Origin of the sequence: Limnohabitans sp. Rim8, assembly GCF_945901735.1 — a bacterium.
GTDB lineage: Bacteria > Pseudomonadota > Gammaproteobacteria > Burkholderiales > Burkholderiaceae_C > Limnohabitans_A.
In genome coordinates, this window is the sequence record NZ_CAMDLM010000024.1 from 1 (window position 1) to 15,981 (window position 15,981).

Annotated in this window: 15 protein-coding genes; 7 read left to right on the forward strand and 8 right to left on the reverse strand. The window is 63.8% G+C overall.

Annotation, left to right across the window (positions count from 1 at the left end):
- The 4 genes from dnaE to Q0O99_RS12160 form a co-directional block, all read right to left on the reverse strand.
- A partial coding sequence (gene dnaE, locus Q0O99_RS12145) for a DNA polymerase III subunit alpha (protein WP_293751861.1) occupies positions 1–2,418 on the reverse strand: 2,418 nt, incomplete at its 3' end.
- A gap of 46 nt (positions 2,419–2,464) precedes the next feature.
- Positions 2,465–3,160: a DUF599 domain-containing protein gene (locus Q0O99_RS12150; RefSeq protein ID WP_293751863.1), complete on the reverse strand. Its 696-nt coding sequence runs from the start codon at positions 3,158–3,160 to the stop codon at positions 2,465–2,467.
- A 60-nt stretch (positions 3,161–3,220) separates the two neighbouring features.
- Positions 3,221–3,754, reverse strand: coding sequence for a flavodoxin family protein (locus Q0O99_RS12155; protein WP_293751865.1), 534 nt, complete (start codon positions 3,752–3,754; stop codon positions 3,221–3,223).
- 38 nt (positions 3,755–3,792) lie between these two features.
- Positions 3,793–4,506, reverse strand: a complete 714-nt coding sequence (locus Q0O99_RS12160) for a pirin family protein (protein ID WP_293751867.1) — start codon at positions 4,504–4,506, stop codon at positions 3,793–3,795.
- Between the two features lie 130 nt (positions 4,507–4,636).
- Between Q0O99_RS12160 and Q0O99_RS12165 the strand changes: the two genes are divergently transcribed.
- The 7 genes from Q0O99_RS12165 to Q0O99_RS12195 all read left to right on the forward strand — a co-directional run bounded on the left by Q0O99_RS12165 (position 4,637) and on the right by Q0O99_RS12195 (position 12,147).
- Positions 4,637–5,575 carry a LysR family transcriptional regulator gene (locus Q0O99_RS12165; protein WP_293751869.1) on the forward strand — a complete coding sequence of 313 codons (939 nt, stop codon included), beginning with the start codon at positions 4,637–4,639 and terminating at the stop codon, positions 5,573–5,575.
- 77 nt (positions 5,576–5,652) lie between these two features.
- Positions 5,653–6,699 carry an NAD(P)/FAD-dependent oxidoreductase gene (locus Q0O99_RS12170; RefSeq protein WP_293751871.1) on the forward strand — a complete coding sequence of 349 codons (1,047 nt, stop codon included), beginning with the start codon at positions 5,653–5,655 and terminating at the stop codon, positions 6,697–6,699.
- 20 nt (positions 6,700–6,719) lie between these two features.
- The gene (gluQRS, locus tag Q0O99_RS12175; RefSeq protein WP_293751873.1) at positions 6,720–7,610 is read left to right on the forward strand and encodes a tRNA glutamyl-Q(34) synthetase GluQRS; all 891 of its coding nucleotides are present in this window, start codon (positions 6,720–6,722) and stop codon (positions 7,608–7,610) included.
- 208 nt (positions 7,611–7,818) lie between these two features.
- Positions 7,819–8,679, forward strand: coding sequence for a DUF3348 family protein (locus Q0O99_RS12180; RefSeq protein WP_293751875.1), 861 nt, complete (start codon positions 7,819–7,821; stop codon positions 8,677–8,679).
- Entirely contained in the window at positions 8,676–10,847 is a 2,172-nt protein-coding gene (locus Q0O99_RS12185; RefSeq protein WP_293751877.1) for a DUF802 domain-containing protein, read from the forward strand. The genes Q0O99_RS12180 and Q0O99_RS12185 overlap by 4 nt, the downstream gene beginning before the upstream one ends.
- Positions 10,847–11,521 (forward strand): OmpA family protein, encoded by a 675-nt coding sequence (locus Q0O99_RS12190; protein ID WP_293751879.1) that lies wholly within the window; start codon positions 10,847–10,849, stop codon positions 11,519–11,521. Before Q0O99_RS12185 ends, Q0O99_RS12190 begins: the two co-directional genes overlap by 1 nt.
- A complete protein-coding gene (locus tag Q0O99_RS12195; protein ID WP_293751881.1) occupies positions 11,518–12,147 on the forward strand; it encodes a DUF2894 domain-containing protein in 630 nt (209 codons plus the stop codon). The genes Q0O99_RS12190 and Q0O99_RS12195 overlap by 4 nt, the downstream gene beginning before the upstream one ends.
- Before the next feature lie 297 nt (positions 12,148–12,444).
- Here the strand turns inward: Q0O99_RS12195 and Q0O99_RS12200 are convergent, their stop codons facing one another.
- The 4 genes from Q0O99_RS12200 to Q0O99_RS12215 form a co-directional block, all read right to left on the reverse strand.
- Entirely contained in the window at positions 12,445–13,209 is a 765-nt protein-coding gene (locus Q0O99_RS12200; protein WP_293751883.1) for an ABC transporter ATP-binding protein, read from the reverse strand.
- Positions 13,206–14,210, reverse strand: coding sequence for an iron ABC transporter permease (locus tag Q0O99_RS12205; protein WP_293751885.1), 1,005 nt, complete (start codon positions 14,208–14,210; stop codon positions 13,206–13,208). The genes Q0O99_RS12200 and Q0O99_RS12205 overlap by 4 nt, the downstream gene beginning before the upstream one ends.
- Positions 14,207–15,106, reverse strand: a complete 900-nt coding sequence (locus Q0O99_RS12210; protein WP_293751887.1) for an ABC transporter substrate-binding protein — start codon at positions 15,104–15,106, stop codon at positions 14,207–14,209. The genes Q0O99_RS12205 and Q0O99_RS12210 overlap by 4 nt, the downstream gene beginning before the upstream one ends.
- A 64-nt stretch (positions 15,107–15,170) precedes the next feature.
- Positions 15,171–15,974 carry an ABC transporter substrate-binding protein gene (locus tag Q0O99_RS12215; RefSeq protein ID WP_293751889.1) on the reverse strand — a complete coding sequence of 268 codons (804 nt, stop codon included), beginning with the start codon at positions 15,972–15,974 and terminating at the stop codon, positions 15,171–15,173.
- Positions 15,975–15,981: the final 7 nt, after the last annotated feature.

Below are 15,981 nucleotides of genomic sequence, written 5' to 3' on the forward strand. Positions count from 1 at the left end.
GAGCTTGTCCGTGTCGTCCATTTCCACCGTCATGTTGGCGCAGAAGAACTCGGCGGTGTAGTGCACCTTAAGCCAGCCCGTGTGGTACGCCAGCAGTGAATAAGCGGCGGCGTGCGACTTGTTGAAGCCGTAGCCTGCGAAGCGCTCCATCAAATCAAAAATTTCGTCGGCTTTCGCCTCGGGCATGCTGTGGGTTTTGAAAGCGCCTTCACGGAATTTCACCCGGTGCTCGGCCATCTCCTCGGCCTTTTTCTTGCCCATGGCGCGGCGCAGCAAGTCGGCGCCACCGAGCGAGTAACCGCCCAGAATTTGCGCCGTCTGCATCACCTGCTCTTGGTAGACCATGATGCCGTAGGTCTCGCTCAGCATCTCGGCCACGGCGGGGTGCGGGTAGGCCACCTCTTCGCGCCCGTGCTTGCGCGCCACAAAGCTGGGGATCAGGTCCATGGGACCGGGGCGGTACAACGCGTTCAGCGCAATCAAGTCTTCCAGGCGGCTGGGGCGCGCATCGCGCAGCATGCCCTGCATGCCGCGGCTTTCAAACTGGAACACGGCCTCGGTCTTGCCATCCGAAAACAGTTTGTAGGTCTGTGCATCGTCCAGCGCGATGTTCTCAAAGGCGAAGTTCTCCTGGCCCTTGTGCCGCTTGATGATGAACTCGCGGGCGATCTCCAAAATCGTCAGGGTGGCCAGGCCCAAGAAGTCGAACTTCACCAGACCGGCCGCTTCCACGTCGTCCTTGTCGTATTGGCTCACCGCCGATTCGCTGCCCGGCTGCTGGTACAGCGGGCAAAAATCGGTCAGCTTGCCCGGCGCAATCAACACACCACCCGCATGCATGCCCACGTTACGGGTCATGCCTTCGAGCTTTTGTGCCAGCTCGATCAAGGTCCTGACATCTTCTTCGCGCTCGATGCGTTCGGCCAAGATGGGCTCCATGGCAATCGCGTAGTTGTTCTTGTCGCCTTCTTTGGGCGTGGCGGGCGGGTATTGCAGCGTAACCGACATGCCCGGCTTGTTGGGAATGAGCTTGCTGATGCCGTCGCAAAAGGTGTAGCTCATGTCCAGCACGCGGCCCACATCGCGGATCGCCGCTCGTGCGGCCATGGTGCCAAAGGTCACGATTTGGCTGACGGCGTCGCGGCCGTATTTGTCCTTCACATAGTCAATCACCCGGTCCCGGTTGCCTTGGCAAAAGTCGATGTCGAAGTCGGGCATGGACACCCGCTCGGGGTTCAAGAAGCGCTCGAACAGCAGGTTGTACTGCAGGGGGTCGAGGTCGGTGATCTTGAGCGCATAGGCCACCAGCGAGCCCGCACCCGAACCCCGGCCCGGGCCCACGGGGCAGCCGTTGGCCTTGGCCCACTGGATGAAGTCACCCACAATCAGGAAGTAACCCGGGAACCCCATCTTCAAGATGGTGTTCAGCTCAAACTCCAGCCGCTCCACATAACGCGGGCGCTCTTCGTCTCGCTTGGCTTGTGCCAGATACAGGTGGCGCAAGCGCGCCTCCAGACCTTCGAAAGACATGTGGCGGAAATAGTCTTCGACCGACATGACCACGCCGTTCACGGGGGGAATCGGGAAGTCGGGCAATTGAGGTTTGCCCAACACCAAGGTCAGGTTGCAGCGCTTGGCGATCTCGAGCGTGTTGGCCAGGGCGCTCGGCACATCGGCAAACAAGGCGCACATTTGCGCGGTGGACTTGAAATACTGCTCGCGTGTGAAGCGGCGCACCCGGCGCTGGTTGGCCAGGATTTCGCCCTCCGAGATGCACACCCGCGCTTCGTGGGCTTCGTAATCGTCTGGCCCATGAAACTGCACCGGGTGCGTGGCCACCACCGGCAAACCCAAACGTGCAGCCAAGGTCACCGCACCGGCCACTTGCGGCTCGTCTTCCGGGCGGCCTGCGCGTTGCAGCTCCAGATAAAAACGGTGCGGAAAAATCGAGCCCAACTGCAGCGCCACATCGGCCGCCTTGTCGGTGTCGCCCTGCACAAGGGCTTGACCCACTGGCCCCGCTTGTGCGCCGGACAGCAAAATCAGCCCTTCAGACAGCTCTTGCAGCCAGGCCAGTTTGACCACGGCCACGCCTTTGAGCACGTTTTGGGTCCAGGCGCGGGCCAACAAGTCGCACAGGTGCAAGTAACCGCGGTGGTTCTGCACCAACAGCACCACCCGGCTGGTGGCGCCTGCGTCGCCGCCCAAGCCTTCCAGGTTGATCTCGGCACCGATGATGGGTTTGACGCCCTTGCCGCGACCTTCCTTGTAGAACTTCACGGTGCCGAACAGGTTGTTCAGGTCGGTGATGGCCAGTGCGGGCTGGGCGTCTTTGGCCGCGATCTTGACCACATCGTCGATGCGGCAAGTCGAGTCAACCACAGAGAATTCAGAGTGAAGGCGAAGATGGACAAACATAGCCTGCCATTGTAGAAGGTCACCCTGCGGCAAAAGGTGTGCGTTTTCAGTCGCGCAAGACCTGCAGCACCTCAGAGCGAAATTCGCGCCCGTACAAAATCAAGACCACCAAGGCCGTGGCCAGCACCAGTGCCATGGGCGAAAAAAACCAGGCCATGGCGGCGAATGAAAAGTAATAAGCCCGCAAACCATCGTTGAAGGTCTCGGCGGCGGCGCTGACCAAATTGCCCGCACGCTCGGCAAAGTGCTGGCGGTCATACCGTTTGGCGTCAAAGTCTTCGGGCGAAGGCATTGCCCCGATGACCAGTGCCACAAAGGTGTACTGACGCATGGACCAAGAGAACCGGAAAAAAGCGTACACAAAGATGCCGACCATCACCAAAATCTTGAGTTCAAAGACCAGCAAAGGCGTGGGCTGGGCAAACGGGATTTCGCCCACCAACTCGGCGGCTTTGTCGGTGGTGCCCAGCAGCGCAAACAGACCCCCAATGATGATGATGCTGGTGGACGAAAAAAAGGCCGGGGTTTGGGACAGGTTCTGGGTGATCACGCCGTCCAGCACACGCGGGTCACGCCGTGTGGCTTGCATCATCCACATTTGGCGGTAACGGTTGGTGGTGGCGATCAGGCTTTGGTCGCGCAGACCGCGCACCTTGGCGAGCCAGGCATAGCCCACCCACAAAGCAAAAAAAGTGATCAGTGCCAGCCAATCGGGCCACGGCAGCATGGTGATGATTTTCATGCTGCCATGCTAACCGAGGTGGGCCGCTCTTGCGAGAGCGTGCCCCTCCCACGCAGGGTGTCAGCCGCGCAGCTTGGCAGCGACAGCGGCGATGCGCTGGCCGTAGGCTTTGGCCGTGTCCAAGTCACCTTGGGGGATGTCTTCTGCGGGGCTGGTCGGACCCACCTGGGCCATCACGCCGGAGTTGGAGCCGATGCGGTTGATGGTGCCGTCGTTCAGGGCGGGCTGACCTACCCAAATCATGCCTTGCTGCTGGGACAAGGTGATGAAGTATTGCAAAGTGGACAGCTTGTCGCCGCTCGGGCTGGCCGAAATGGTGAAGCCACCCGCGACCTTGTCTTTCCAGGCGCTGGTGAACCAACGCTTGGAAGTGGCGTCGGCAAACTTCTTGAACTGCCAAGAGGCCATGCCCATGTAAGTGGGCGAGCCGAAGACGATCGCGTCGGCCGCATCCAATGCGGTCCAGTCGGCGTCGGTGATGTTGCCGTCGGCGTCGATGGCGATCACTTGGGCGTTGGCGCCTTGGGCCACAAATTGGGCCACGCGCTGGGTGTGGCCGTAGCCAGAATGGTAAATAACAATGGTTTTGGACATGAGAAAAACTCCTTCAATAAAAAGACAGAGGGGGGGATTCAGGCGGCCAGATCGAACACCAAGACTTCGGCGTCCTGCCCTTCGCTCAAGGCCAAAGAAGACTCGGCCTGCAGCATAGCCGCATCGCCCGCAGCCAGCGCCTGGCCATTGACCTGCAGCGCGCCACGCACCAAAAACACATAAGCCTTGCGGGCGGGGTTTAAGGTCAGCGTGGCACTTTCCGAACCGTTGAACAGGCCTGCGTACATGCGGGCATCGGCGTGGATTGCAACCGTGTGCGCGGCCGCCTGGGCGTCTGGTGCAGGCGCAGCCACCAACGCCAGCTGCCCACGCTTGGCGCTCTCGGGCACCGACTTTTGCTCGTAACCGGGGTCGATGCCGGTCACATTGGGCTCGATCCAGATTTGTAAAAAGTGGGTCTGCTCGCCTTGGGCGTGGTTGAACTCACTGTGTTGCACGCCGCTGCCTGCGCTCATGCGCTGCACGTCGCCGGGCGGAATGCCCTTCACATTGCCCATGCTGTCCTGGTGGGCCAAGTTGCCCGACAGCACGTAGCTGATGATTTCCATGTCGCGGTGGCCGTGCGTGCCAAAACCGGTGCCCGGCGCAATGCGGTCTTCGTTGATGACGCGCAGATTGCCAAACCCCATGTGCGCCGGGTCAAAATAATTGGCAAAAGAAAAACTGTGGAACGACTTCAGCCAGCCGTGGTCGGCGTAGCCTCGGTCGGTCGATTTGCGGATGTTCTGCATGGGCGTGTCCTTGTCAAGTCGGAGGGGCTCGCGTCTTGGCGAGTTATGAACTTTAGCCCGACGGGCCCGCTTGAAAGTGGCCCTGATTTGCTGGCATCATTCAAAGCAATTGAACGATTGAGCAAACACCATGCAAACACCCCGCGACTGGCTGACCCCCGAAACCCTGCTCATGTTGCAGACCATAGAGCAAAAAGGCAGTTTTGCCGCCGCCGCCCGCGCCCTGAACCTGGTGCCCAGCGCCCTGACCTACCGGGTGCGTCAACTCGAAGACGCGCTCGATGTGCTGCTGTTTGACCGCAGTGCCCGCCAGGCCGTGCCCACCGCCGCAGGCCGCGAGTTGCTGCGCGAATCGAGCCGCTTGCTTGACGACATGGACGCCGTGGCCAACCGCGTGCGCCGCGTCGCCACGGGCTGGGAAGCAGTGTTCACCGTGGCAGTCGACGGCATCGTCTCGCGCAGCGTGGTGATGGACTTGTGCGGCAGTTTTCTGGCGCTGGACGCACCCACCCGGCTGCGGCTGCGCTATGAAACCTTGTCGGGCACGCTGGCTACGCTCACCTCGGGCCAGGCCGATCTGGCGCTGGGCGTGGTGCTGGAGCCGGGCTTGAAAACCGACTTGCGGCACGCGGTGCTGGGTGAGATCGCTTTTGTGTATGCCGTGGCCCCGCACCACCCACTGGCCCCAGCTGCCGAGCCACTGACGGACGCCAACTTGCAACAGCACCGCGCCGTGGCCGTGGCCGATTCGGTCAGCCGGGGCACAGGGCTGACCATCGGGCTGCAAGGGGGACAAGACGTGTTCACCGTGCCCGACATGCTGAGCAAACTTGAAGCGCAATTGCGCGGTCTGGGGGGCGGTTTTTTACCCGAATCGTTGGCCAGGCCTTACATCGACATGGGCCTGCTGGTGGCCAAGCAGGTTCACACCCCGCGCAGCAACACCTGCCACCTCGCTTGGCGAGACTCCCCGCAAACGCCCGCCGGCCAAGCCCTGCGCTGGTGGCTCAATCAGCTGGACAGGCCCGCCACGCGCGAGGCGCTGTTGCAACCCGTGCACCGTGTGTGAAAAGCGCCACAAAAACCGCCATCGGGAATAACCCACCCGGGCAGTTTCAAGCCCCATTTCTCAGCTAAAGTGAACCCATGAACACACCACACATCGCCATCATCGGTGTCGGCATGGCCGGCGTTACCTGCGCCCGCACTTTGCGCCAGGCCGGCCACAACGTCACTTTGTTCGAAAAAAGCCGAGGCTTAGGGGGACGCATGTCCACCCGCGCCAGCGCCTTTGGCGGCTTTGACCACGGGGCGCAGTACTTCACCGTGCGCGATCCGCGCTTTGAGCTGGCCATTGCCACCGCCCCCGGCGTGTGCAGACCCTGGAGCGCCAACGCCGTGCGCGTGCTCGACCCCAATGGTCGCGTGATCGAAGCCGGCCTGCCCGGCGGCGAACGCCACTGGGTGGCCAGCCCCGGCATGAACGGCCTGGTCAAAGCCTGGGCTGCGCCTTTGGTCGAAGACGGCAATGTGCAACTGCAAACCCGCGTGACCCACATCTCGCCCGACCCCCTCCGGAAAAACGGCTGGCAACTGCACACCGAAAGCGAAGATGGGGGTCAGCACATCTACGCCGGTTTTGACAAAGTCATCCTGGCCATTCCGCCCGCCCAGGCGCAGGCTTTGCTTCAGGCTTCGGGCCAAGGCCCACTGGCCGATCCCCTCAAAGAGGTGCGTGTAGACCCTTGCTGGACGCTGATGCTGGCCTACCCCCAGGCCGTTCAACCGGGCCTGATCACCCTCGGCCCGCAATGGAACGCGGCCCGCAGCACGCACCACCGCATCGCCTGGATGGCCCGCGAATCGTCCAAACCCGGGCGCGAGCGCATCGAGCGCTGGACCGTGCAGGCCAGCGCCCCCTGGTCGGCCGAGCATGTGAACGACACGCCCGATCGCATCAAAGGCAAACTCATTAAGGCCTTTGCCGAAATCACCGGCATCCGCGTCACCCCGGACCTGGCCGAGGTGCACCGCTGGCTGTACGCCAAGACCGTCCAACCCCTGGGCGAAAGCCACTTGTGGTTCAAAGACCAGGGCATTGGCCTGTGCGGCGACTGGTGCTTGGGCCACCGGGTCGAAGACGCGTTCGTCTCAGGCTTGGAGCTGGCTTTGGCGGTGCTCAAGAAGCGCTGATCACCCGACGCTGACCCTGCATGTCTGAGGTTTACACAGGCCGGTTTGCGCCCTCGCCAACCGGCCTTTTGCATGACGGCTCGCTGGTGGCCGCGCTGGCCAGTTGGCTGGACGCTCGAACCCACGGCGGCCAGTGGCGGGTGCGCATCGAAGACGTGGACACACCTCGATGCGTGCCCGGGGCAGAGCAGGCCATCTTGCAACAACTGGCGGCCTGTGGCTTGGCACCCGATGGCCCGGTGATGCGGCAAAGCCAAAGGGGCGATGCCTATGCCGCCGCCTTGCAACGCTTGGTTGAAAAAGGCTGGGCCTACCCCTGCGGCTGCACGCGCAAAGAGATTGAATCGGCCCAAGCCGTGGCCAGGCACAGCGCCGCCGTGTACCCCGGCACTTGCCGAGAGGGCCTGAATGGCAAACCCGCCCGCGCTTGGCGGCTGAATGTGCTGGCCGTGCAATCGGCGCTCAGCCTGCCCGACACCACGCACTGGCACGACCGCCGCCTGGGAGCGCAACAGCAAAACGTGTGCGCCGAAGTGGGTGACTTTGTGCTGCGCCGCGCGGACGGCCTGTGGGCCTACCAGCTGGCGGTGGTGGTGGACGACGCTACGCAAGGCATCACGCATGTGGTGCGCGGGCAAGACCTGGCCGACAACACCGCCCGGCAAATCGTGCTGCAGCGCGCTTTGGGGCTGCCCACCCCCCAGTACCTGCACACGCCCCTGGTGCTGGGCGCGGATGGTGAAAAACTCAGCAAACAAAACGGCGCGCTGGCGCTGGACCTGTCTGACCCCTGGGCGGCACTGGGCCAGGCGGCCCAGGTGCTGGGCTTGCCCGCCCAGCCAGCGCAGCACCAGGTTCTGACGCAGGCGCAAGCCGCCTGGACCCGCCAATTCCTGTCGCGCATAAGCTGAAGCTTTAGAGAGCCGGGTCAAGATGGAATGCCTCTGAAATATTGCAGCAACTGACTCCTTTGGAGTTCAAAAGCGAAGAATTCGCCAGAATCTCAACAGGTAAAATCCTTTCTCTGCCAAATTCGGCAGTTCATGACGTGAGCGCTTTGCGCCCGTTGCCACAAGAGCCTTCGGTTCTGCTTGTCCGATTCAACACCCTCACACACCCATGACGCGAGCCCTGCCGCGTGCCAGCCTTTACAGCGCCAGCTTGGTGCGTTTTCTGACCGAAAACGGCCTGCTTGCGCCTGCCCGTCAGGCAGAGGATGTGGGGCAAAAACTGGGCGATTGGCTGGATTTTCGGCAGGCCATTGCCCTGCACGGCGTGCTGCCAACAGACACAGCCAGTGCGGCACCACCCGCCCCCCTGCCGGCCCATGTGCAGCGCATGGCCCCCCTCGCCCCCGGTGCACTGGCCAGGCATGTGGACAAAGTGCGCGCCCAACTGGTCGAGTCCATCACCCAAGGTGCCCCCGCGGGCTCGGGCCTGGCGCGCATCGACATGCCCGCCCCGGAGTTGGACGCGCCAGTGGAGATCAAGACCGCGTTTGCGCCCTACCGCCGCTTTGTGGCCGCCCACCAGCGGCAAATGGACAGCACCCTGCGCAGCTTGCGCGCCCAGTTGCGCCTGCAGCTGAGCCAGCGCGGCGGCGCAGGGCAGCAACTGGCCGCACTCGACGCCACTTTTGAAAACATCCTCGCCGAACGCGAAGCGGCGCTGCTGGCCAAAACGTCGAAGCTGCTGGAAAAGCGCTTTATGCAAGCGCTCAAAACCCACATGCTGCTTCAGGCTCAAGCCCAACCAGCGGCACTGGCCACTGAAACTGCCGATGCCGCCATTGACGCCACGAACAACTTTGACGTCACTGACGGGAATCCAAATGACACCTCCAATGCCGACCCAAGCAGCTGGCTGATGCCCCTTCGCCAAACCCTTCACCAAGCCTTGCTGGCCGAACTCGACACCCGACTACAACCGAGCCTCGGACTGCTCGAAGCCCTCACCTCTTTCGCCACACCCAAACCATGAAACGTTTTTCTTTTTTGATCGCCTTTGGCCTGGGCGCATTGGCCCTGATTTGGGTCGCGGCAGCCGTGGCCAACAGCCACTTTTTGGTGCTGGTCATGACCCTTTTGATTGGTGCCGTTTATGGTTTTGGCGCTTGGGAACTGCGCCAATACCGCGCCACCACGAACGCGCTGAACCAAGGTCTGAACCAAGTCCCCACCGATCTGGCGCAGCTGAATGACTGGCTCGACACCCTGCCTGCGGCCTTGCAAAACCCGGTGCGCCAACGGGTGCAAGACGAGCGCGTGGCCCTGCCCGGCCCGGTGTTCACGCCTTATTTGGTGGGCTTGTTGGTGATGCTGGGCATGCTCGGCACTTTTTTGGGCATGGTGGTCACGCTCAACGGTGCGGTGTTCGCGCTCGAAGGCTCCAACTCCATTGCAGGCGTGCGGGCCGCGTTTTCCGAACCCATCAAAGGCTTGGGCCTGGCCTTTGGCACCTCGGTCGCGGGCGTGGCCACCTCGGCCATGCTGGGCCTGATGAGCAGCCTGGCCCGGCGTGAACGCGCCCTGTCGTCGCAGCAACTCGACACCCTGGCCCACACCCAGCTGCAGCGTTTTTCGCTCGCACACCAGCGCCAGCAAAGTTACCTGGCGCTGGAGCAGCAAGCACAGGCCCTGCCGCAAGTGCTGCAGCAGCTGCAGGCCCTGATGACCCAGATGGCCAGCAGCACCGAGCAGACCCACACGCAACTGCTGGCCAGCCAGCACAGCTTTCAGCACATGGTGCAGCAAGAGGTGCACAGCGCCTACACGGGCCTGGCGCAGTCGGTGGACCAGTCGCTGCGCACCAGCCTGAGCCACAGCCTGCAACTGGCCAGCGATGGCATTCGCCCCGTGGTGCAAGCCACCATGGCGCAGCTGGCCGAACAGGCCCAAAGCCTGAACGACCGCTTGCTGCACAACACCCAACAGCAACTGGGCGAGGTGCACACGCAGCTGACGGCCACCGCCGCCGCGCTGGCCCACACCAGCGCCCAGACGCTCAGCCTGCACGAACAAAGCAGCAGCCGCATGAGCGAGCGCGTGGGCCAGACACTGGAGGCCTTCGGCCACAACTTCGAGCGCAGCGCCCAGGCCTTGGTCGCGCAAGTGGGCAGCGCCCAAACCCAGCAGCACGCCCAGCAAAGCAGCGCCGACCAGCAGCGCCTGGACAGTTGGCAAGCCGCGCTGCACCGCATGGCCGATGCGCTGCACCAGCAGTGGCAAGCCTCGGGCACACACACCCTGACCCAGCAACAAGCCATTTGCGACGCCCTGGCACGCACCGCGCAAGACATCAGCACCCACAGCCAAACCCAGGCCACCCAAACCCTGGCCGAGATCACCCGCTTGCTGGCCAGCAGCGAAGCGCTGGTGCAAACGCGCATCGCCGCCGAGGCGCAGTGGACCGCCCATCACAGCCAGCGCGCCGAAGAACTCTCGGCCCTGTTGCGCCAGGAACTGTCGGCCCTGCGCCAAGCCGAAGACGCGCGCGGCCAGGCCGCCGTGGCCCGCTTGGCCGAACTGCAAAGCACCGTCACAGCCCACCTGAGCACCCTGGGCACCGCCTTGGAAGCGCCCATCACCCGGCTGATCGAAACCGCCTCGCAAGCGCCCAAAGCCGCGGCCGAAGTCATTGGCCAGTTGCGCCAGGAAATCTCAGTCAGCGTGGCACGCGACAACGCCCTGCTCGAAGAGCGCACCCGCATTCTGTGCACGCTCAGCGGCTTGCTGGACGCGATCAACCACGCGTCAACAGAGCAGCGCGGCGTGATCGACGCCCTGCTGGTGAGCAGCCAGGCCTCGCTGGCGCAGACCAGCGAGCAGTTCCAGCAACACGTCGCACTGGAAACCGGCAAGCTGGGCGACATCGCCGCGCAAGTCACGGCCAGCGCGGTGGACGTGGCCAGCTTGGGCGAGAGCCTGGGCTTTGCCGTGCGCGCCTTCAGCCAAACCAACGAGCAACTCATGGCCCAACTGCAGCGCATCGAACAGGCGCTGGGCCAATCGATGACGCGCAGCGACGAGCAACTGGCCTATTACGTGGCGCAGGCCCGCGAGATCATTGACCTGAGCATCGGCAGCCAAAAGGACGTACTCGATGCCCTGCAACGCCGCACCGACCTGTCCCCCGAAGGAGCGGTCTGATGCTGGAACACGACGCCGACGTCGAAGCCACATCGGCCACCTGGATCTCGTTTGCCGACCTTATGACCGGCCTGCTGGGCGCGTTTGTGCTGCTGTTGGTGGGTGTGATGGCGGCGCAACTGGACATGGCCTCGCAGCTGGAGGTGGAGGTGCAAAAGCGCCAGATCGAAGAACAAAAACGCCTCTCGCTCGAAAACGCCTTGGCCATTCCTTTGGCCAGTGGCCGCATCACCCTGAACAACGGCCGCATCGGCATCAGCGGCAAATTGTTGTTCAAACTCAACTCCGACCAGCTCGAGCCCGAAGGCCGCCGGCTGCTCAAAAGCCTGGTACTGCCGCTGCGCAGCTACCTGCAAACGCGTGACGAAATGCTCATGGTCAGCGGCTTCACCGACGACAAGGCGGTCACCAGCCGCAACCGCGAATTTGCGGACAACTGGGAACTCTCGGCCCAGCGGGCCCTCACCGTGACGCGCACCCTGATCGAAGAAGGCATGCCCGCGTCCCTGCTGTTCGCCGCCGCCTTTGGCCAGGAACAAGCCTTGGTGCCCAACACCAGCGAACAAGCCCGCGCACAAAACCGCCGCGTGGAAATGGCCCCGGTGCCCAAGGCCAGCAACGCGGCCACGGCTGCGCCACAGACATCCGGTATGGCCCCGCAAACTGCGCCATGACCCAAGCCACGCCCTGCCCGCCCGAGGCGCTGCCCACACCCGCAGATGCGCTGAACCTGTCGCAGGCCGAAGGGGCCGCTTTGGCCACAGAGGCTGCCCAAAGGGACCCCGTGGGCTGGCACCACATCCAAGTGCTGGCCGAACGCACCCGCACCCAAACAGGCCCGGCGCAAGCACTGCTGCAGGCCAAGCTGCAGTCGGCCCTTGCGCAGTTGCAGGCGCGGCTGGCAGCGCAAAAAAAGCAGCACGCCCCGTCCGCCCACCTGACGCCATCGCCCCTGTCGGTATTGCTGCGGGACATGGCAGCGCCCTCGGCCGAAAGGCCCTTGAGCCCGAGCGGCCATGGACGCATGGACAACCCGCGCGTGGCGCAGTTCCGCCAGCAGTTGGGCAAGATCAGCGTGCAAAAACAAGTCTCCCAAGCCATCGCACAAGCCCCGCAAAACGCCGGGCCTATCAACTCGCACATGCTGGTGCTGCGCTCGCTGGGTCTGATGCGCGACCTCTCGCCCGACTACCTCCACCGCTTCATGGGCTATGTGGACACGCTCTTGTTTTTGGACTCACCAGCGACAGTCAAAGCATCACCCAAAAAGGCCGTGCCCGCGAGCAAGTCAGAACGCTGAGGGCGGCCTGAACCGATCAGGCCAAAACAGCAGACGCCGGAAAGCCGCTGCGCCCCGGAAACTCGGGGGCCAGGGTCCACGCATTGGGCATCTTGACCCACAGGCGCAGCGCTATGTCGGACCTGAAGGCACTACGAAGACCGATCCCATCGCAGGGGCGCGACATACCTCTCGTAGGTCGGGCCTTTACGGTCCGACATTTCATCTTTTTGCGAAGCGACATTTTCAAGCGGCGTTGGCGCATCGAAGATGTCGGACCTGAAGGCACCGACCTACCCATACCGCTACTCACATGCGTTAAACCCGCGGCAAAACCACCCACTGCCCGTCGAGCGCGTGGATGCGGATGCGCTGACCAAAAACATCCTCAATAACCGCGTGCGTGGCCGCGTCGCGCCCTGCGCCGTGGTGTACCACCCGGCCTTCGCACATGACGACGATGTCGTCGGCATGCAGCGCCATGCCAATCTCATGCAGCACGCTGACCACCGTGGTGCCCTGCGCCAAGAGGCAGTGCACCTGCTCGAGCCAGTCCACTTGGTGCGGCGGGTCCAGGTTGGCCAGGGGCTCGTCCATCAGCAGGGTGGGTGCGTTGCCCGCCATGACGCGGGCCAGCAGCACGCGTTGGCGCTCGCCTCCCGACAACTCGCCCAAGCTGCGCTCACGCCATTCCCAGGCCTGTGTGGCCTTGAGCGCAGCCTCCACCATCTGCGCGTCTTGCGCCGATGGCGCAGCCAACCAGCTTTGGTGTGGCATGCGGCCCAGCATGGCCACGTCCCAGACACGCAAGTCCAGCGTGCTGGCTTCGCCCTGCCCCAACCACGACAGCTGCAGCGCCTTTTGCTGGCGTGTGAGCGAAGCCAGCGGCTGGCCCTGCCACAGCACTTGCCCGCTGTGCGGCAGCAAGCCCGCCAGCGCTTTGAGCAAGCTGGTTTTGCCAGCGCCGTTGGGGCCCACCACACAGGTCCAGCGGCCCGCCGCGATCTGAAGGTCAATGCCCTGCAGGACCCTGCGGCCACCCAAGTCGGCGCTCAATTGCCGAGTTTGCAGTGCGGCGCTCATGAGCGCACTCCGGTGTCGGCATCGCGGTACACGCGCCACAGCAAATAGCCGCCGCCCAGCACCGCCGTGAGCACGCCCACGGGCAGCTCTTGCGGCGCCAACAGCACGCGGGCCACCACATCGGCGAGCACCAGCAAGGCCCCGCCCATCAGGGCCGACAACAGCAAGCGCCAAGCGTGGGTGCAGCGCACCAGAGAGCGCACCAAATGCGGCGCGGCCAAGCCGACAAACGCCACCAGACCGATGTGCGCCACCGCCGCCCCCGTGGCCAGCGAAATCACGCCCACCAGCGCCATGCGTGCCTGCGGCAACGGCACACCCAGGCTTTGCGCGGTGGCTTCACCCAAACTGAGCGCATCCAGCACGCGGGCAAAGACCCAGGCCAAGGCCAAGCACAGGGCCAGCACCACCACCATGGTGGCGCAGGCACTCCAGCTGACAAATGCGGTCGAGCCCAGCATGAAGCCCTGCATGGCCTGCAACACCTGCGGCTGCAGCAGCGAGATCAACGACGTGACCGCCCCCAGCACCACACCCACCACCACCCCCGCCAACAACAGGCGCAGCGTTTGCTGCACGCCACGCGCCAACAGCAGGGTGAGCACCACCGCCAGCACCGCGCCCACAAAAGCCGCCCCGGTCAGGCTCAAGCCCAGCCAAGCGTTCATGGCCCAGGCGCTGCCCCCCCACAAGCTCAAATACACCCCCACGCCCAGCGATGCGCCCGAGGCACTGCCCAGCAAATACGGATCGGCCAGCGGGTTGCGAAACAGGCCTTGCGCCACCGCCCCGGCCAGGCCCAGCAAAGCCCCACCCAGCCAGGCGCCCAAGCTGCGCGGCAAACGGATGTCCCACACGATTTGGCGCGACACCGCATCGGCCCCTGCCGACCACCAAGCCTGCCAGCCCTGGCTGCCAGCGGCCGTGCCCAGCACCACCACGGCCAGGCCCAAGGCCAACAGCAGCAGCGCCCAGCGCGGTGCGTGGCTGTTGGCGTTCACCGCTGCGCTCCAGTCTCAGCTTGGGCCGCTGCGCGGTTCAGACAGTCGGCCATCAGCTGCGCGCCCTCGGCCATGCGCGGGCCAGCGCGCACCAGCATGTCTGAATCGCCCTGCTTGAACACGCACAGGCGCTGGCCTTGCATGGCCCGCAAGCGGCTCCAACCCGGGCGCTGCAGCATGCTGGCGCGGCTGCTGTCGCCCGCCATGATCACGTCAGGCCGGGCCTGCACCACCCACTCCGGGTTGACCTGCGGAAACGGCCCCATGGACGCGGGCAGGATGTTGGCCACGCCCATGCGCGTGAGCGTCTCGCCCATGAAGGACGATTCACTCGCGCCATAGGGCGCGGGGCTCACCTCGAAGTAAACCCGCTGCTGCCGCGCAGCCGGGCTGAGCGACTGCACCGCCGCCTGCACGCCCGCCTGAATGCCATGCCACACCCGATCACTGTCGGCCACATGCACATGCAGCGCCTGCGCCACGGTGCTCCACACGCGCTGCGCGTCGGCGTGGTTGCGCGGCTCCAGCCGCAGCACATTCAGGCCCAGCGCCTGCAAGCGGTCGGCACCTCGGGTCGAACCGGCCGCCAACACCAAGTCAGGCTTGAGCGCGACGATGCTTTCGATGTTCGGGTCCAGCCCGCCGCCCACGCGCGGCACCGACTTGACCGACTCGGGCCAGTTGGAATAGCGGTCCAGACCCACCAATTTGTCGCACTGCTTTAAGGCGCACACAGTTTCGGTGAGGGACGGCAGCAAGCTCACAATGCGCTGCGGCGCTTGGACGATCTGCACTTTTTGCTGGCGATCGTCGAGCACGGTGACGGCGTGTGCGGGCTGCAATAATCCGATTGAGAAGAAACAGGCCAACACCCCAACAAACCAGTCGGTCGTCATTCCTGCGCAGGCAGAAATCCAGGTGCTTGTCTTCCAAACGAAGCGCCGACCTGAAGTCAAACGCTCAACCATGCAGCGCTTCCCACTGGCTGAAGATGCGGTGCATCTGCGCCACGCCATCGGTGAGCGCCGCAGGCCCAGGCTGCAAAATGTCGGCCGATTTGATTTCAAAAATCTGCCCGGTGCGCACGGCAGGCACGTCTTGCCAACCGGGCCGCGCCGCAACTTTTTCGGGGCGAAACTTCTTGCCGCACAAAGAGCCGATGACGATGTCGGGCGCGCGCTCCACGATGGTTTGGCCGCTGGCGATGATCCGGTCGCGCCCCATGGATTGCAGCGCCAACTCAGGAAAAATATCGTCCCCGCCCGCAATGCCCATCAACTCAGACACCCAGCGAATGGTGCTCATGTGGGGTTCGTCCCATTCCTCAAAATACACCCGGGGCCGACGCTTGAAACCCGCCGCCTTTTGAGCGATGGCGTCCAGTTCAGCGCGCATGCGCGACAACTGGGCCAAGCCCTGCTCGGCCTGCCCCACCATCGCGGCCACTTGGTAGAGCACCGAAAAAATCTCATCGACACTGCGCTGGTTGAACACCGTGACCTGCACACCGGCCTTGATCAGCAAAGACGCGATATCGGCTTGCAGGTCTGAAAACCCAAAAACACAATCAGGCTTGAGCGCCAGGATTTTGTCGATCTTGGCGGTCAAAAATGCACTGACCTTGGGCTTTTCTTCGCGGGCCCGGCGCGGGCGCACCGTATAGCCCGAGATGCCTACAATGCGCGCCTCCTGCCCCAGCAGGTACAGCCATTCGGTCGTTTCCTCGGTCAGGCAAACGATGCGTTGGGGCAAGAGGTGTTGCATGGGCCGG